Raw genomic sequence first — 3,183 nt, 5'->3', positions numbered from 1 at the left:
CCTTCGCCGCCTCTCTTCATTCTCCGCACAAGGGTATCTGTTCGTCCGGTTCCCTTTGCTGCGTAACCGGGTCACCATACCTACACGATATCGACAGTGTGTCGCGCACCTCACGGGGACGTACGCACACCCCACCCCATCCCTCCACGGTGCGGCCCGAAGCACGGCCGACCCCCACCATGATCGGCACGGCCTCGGACAACTCTCCCCGCCATCGGCTCACACGAATTGCGCCCAAACGAACTTTCCACCGGGCGGCGTGGGAATCACACCCCACTCTCGCGCGAAAGCACTCACCAGGGCAAGCCCTCGGCCACCTTCCGCAGCGGCGTCGGGTTCCCTTCTACACGGCAAGTGATCTCCACCATCACGGACCGCGCAGATGAATTCACTACCGCTGCGCATGAGGGAGAGTTGAATACCGCCCTCCCCTTGCCTGGTCAAGGCCACCGGACCGCCGTGACGAACCGCATTGGTGACCAATTCGGAAACGACGACCGTAACATCGTCGGATAGTCTCTGCATCCGCCATTCCAGAAGCAGTGCCTGAGAAATCTCGCGGGCCGTGGCCACCGCACGCGGCCGGGGCTGGAAGGTCCACGTGACGGCGTCGTGCCGGTCACCGCACACGGGTGTCCCCCAACGCCGAGACCCGTGTGTCAGGACCTTGAGCCACCAGGCGCCCGCCGGCTCGGCCACCGCCTCCGCGCACTCCATGCCCTTCAACTCCTCACTGACGCGCTGTGCCCAGGCCACCGAAGCGGCAGGGAGGCTCGTGCTGTTGCACGTGCCGAATGCACGTGCATCCCGTTCTTGTTCCGTAATCGTAAGCCAAGCCCTCATCACTCGCAGGCAAACGACGACAACGGAGCGAAAGCTTTGCGTTCGCCCTGGTGAGGGCCGTGACACGCGCGAGAGAACATTCGAGCCGCCGCCTTCGGTGTGGCCCTTCGAGCGCACCCGGGTACGTACCGACCAGTAGGCATGCCGATAGGATCCTTCCGCGCCCACCACGTGATCAATGGAGGTAAGTCCATGTCCCCAACGCCTCGTGTGGCGATCGTGACCGGCGCGGCCCGTGGCATCGGCGCCGGTACCGCCGAGCGCCTGGCCCGTGAAGGTCGCGCCGTCGCCGTACTGGATCTGAAGGAGTCCGACGCCCAGGAGGTCGTGGACCGCATCACCGCCGACGGTGGTAAGGCCATCGCGGTGGGCTGCGACGTCTCCGACCCCGACCAGGTGGACACCGCGGTCGACACCGTGGCCGAACGGCTCGGCCCGCCCACGATCCTGGTCAACAACGCCGGGGTGCTCCGCGACAACCTCCTGTTCAAGATGTCCCCCCAGGACTGGGACACCGTCATGAACGTCCACCTGCGCGGTACGTTCCTGATGAGCAAGGCGGCCCAGGCCCACATGACCGCCGCCAAGTGGGGCCGGATCGTGAACCTGTCCAGCTCCTCGGCGCTGGGCAACCGCGGCCAGGCCAACTACTCGGCGGCCAAGGCCGGTCTACAGGGCTTCACCAAGACCCTGGCCATCGAGCTGGGCAAGTTCGGTGTCACCTGCAACGCGGTGGCCCCCGGGTTCATCGAGACCGCGATGACCCGCGCCACCGCCGAGCGGATCGGGATCGAGTACGACGACATGAAGGCCTTCAAGTCGGCCGAGATCCCCGTACAGCGCGTGGGTCTGCCCGAGGACATCGCCAACGCGGTGGCGTTCTTCACCGGTGAGGACGCGGGCTTCGTGTCCGGCCAGGTGTTGTACGTGGCCGGTGGGCCGCTGGACTGATTCGTCCCAGCGAGCGCGCCCCCGTCGCCCCGGATCCAGGTCCGGCGGTCGGCGGGGGCGCGTCGTGTCCTTCGCGGGCCCCGGAGAAGGCACCGCCGATGACAAGGGTCCCTCAATGGGGCGGGGCACCGGCGAAGGTGGCCTCCTCGTGCGGGGCCGGGGCCTCCAGGGTCCGCACGACCTCGGCGACCAACTCCTCCACCAGCGCGGTCCCGGTGACGTAGTCGGTGTGCCGGTCCGACATCACCGCGATCAGGTATTCACGGTCCTGGCCCACCACGTAGCCGACGCTGTTGATGTTCCACAGGCCACCGTTGGACTCGCGCGGGGTCCAACCGTTCTTGAGTCCCACCAGGTCGCCGGCCGAGGCGGCGGCGGACACGCCCCAGGCCTGTTCGGGAGCGACCGACTCCATCAGGCCGCGAATGTGGGCGCGAGCGTCATCGGTCAGCGGCCCCTCGTCCGTGTACAGGGCGCGCAGCAACCGGATCTGGTCGGCGGGGGTGGTCATGGTCGAGCCCCATGAACCTTTGGGATGGGGCTCGGTGCCGGTGAACCCCAGGGCCTGGGCGTGGCGCACGAACCCATCGGTGAATCCCATGCGCGCGTAGAGACCATCGGTGACGTCGTTGTCGCTGTAGCGGATCATCACCTCGGCCTGGGCGAGCTCGACGGAGGTGAGTCCACGCCCCTCCTCGGCGGCGCGCAGGTGCAGCATGGCCAGCACGGTCAGCTTGGCCACGCTCGCGCTGGGCAAGCGTTCGCCCGCGTTGTGGCTGTAGGTCGTTCCGGTGCGCAGGTCCTGGACCGCGACGCCCAACTCCACGCCCTCGCCCAGGGCCGCGATCCGTTCGTCGAGCGCCGCGCGTTCGTCGGGGGTGAGGGCGGAGCCACCGGTGGCCGGGGCGGTGATGGGGGCGAACGGCACCAAGGGATGGGGAACCGTTTCGACCAGCCGGGCGAGCGTGGACGGCTGGGGAGTCACCGCGACGGCACCGGCCGAGGTCGCCCCGGGCAGGGTCGGGAGGAGACACAGGGCGAGGAGGACGGACGTGGCCAGGGACCAGACTCGTCTTTGGGCGGGCAAACGCCAAGGCACGCGATCACCGGTTCATGTGCGGCGAGGGGACGTGGGCTCGGGACCCGAGGACCGGGGCCGTGTCGGCATTATCCACGGACAGAACCCACAAATCACCCACCCGATACTGAATCGGTACCGAGCCCCCAAACCGCATCGCCACGTCACGAGCGCGCGGTACGGGCCTCCTCATCGACCCCCCGCGCCACCAGGGCCTCACCGGTCGCCTCGGCCGTTCTGAGCAGATGCACGATCACCGGCACCACCAACAGGTACGGGCGGCCTCGCAGCCCTCGGGCCCGATAACCGTC

3 protein-coding genes and 1 pseudogene are annotated in these 3,183 nt (G+C 68.0%); 1 reads left to right on the top strand and 3 read right to left on the bottom strand.

Annotated elements, in window-relative coordinates:
- Window positions 1-219 precede the first annotated feature (219 nt).
- Window positions 220-717: an ATP-binding protein gene (locus D472_RS0124185; protein ID WP_017607010.1), complete on the bottom strand. Its 498-nt coding sequence runs from the start codon at window positions 715-717 to the stop codon at window positions 220-222.
- A gap of 318 nt (window positions 718-1,035) precedes the next feature.
- On the opposite strand from D472_RS0124185, the gene fabG reads away from it, so the two are divergent.
- A complete protein-coding gene (gene fabG, locus D472_RS0124180; protein WP_026118027.1) occupies window positions 1,036-1,794 on the top strand; it encodes a 3-oxoacyl-ACP reductase FabG in 759 nt (252 codons plus the stop codon).
- 112 nt (window positions 1,795-1,906) lie between these two features.
- On the opposite strand, the gene D472_RS0124175 is transcribed toward fabG, so the two are convergent.
- Window positions 1,907-2,893: a serine hydrolase gene (locus D472_RS0124175; RefSeq protein WP_017607008.1), complete on the bottom strand. Its 987-nt coding sequence runs from the start codon at window positions 2,891-2,893 to the stop codon at window positions 1,907-1,909.
- Window positions 2,894-3,036: 143 nt separating this feature from the next.
- Window positions 3,037-3,183 (bottom strand): annotated as a pseudogene (locus D472_RS29240) (energy-coupling factor transporter transmembrane protein EcfT); the annotation flags it as partial.

It is taken from the genome of Nocardiopsis alkaliphila YIM 80379 (assembly GCF_000341005.1).
GTDB lineage: Bacteria > Actinomycetota > Actinomycetes > Streptosporangiales > Streptosporangiaceae > Nocardiopsis > Nocardiopsis alkaliphila.
Note: the sequence above shows the minus strand (reverse complement) of the source record. Positions and strands in the feature narration are given on the sequence as shown.

What these genes read in the sequence shown, in the direction of transcription:
- D472_RS0124185 (WP_017607010.1), bottom strand. Translation starts at nt 717, where the DNA reads ATGGAGTGCGCGGAGGCGGTGGCCGAGCCGGCGGGCGCCTGGTGGCTC.
- fabG (WP_026118027.1), top strand. Translation starts at nt 1,036, where the DNA reads ATGTCCCCAACGCCTCGTGTGGCGATCGTGACCGGCGCGGCCCGTGGC.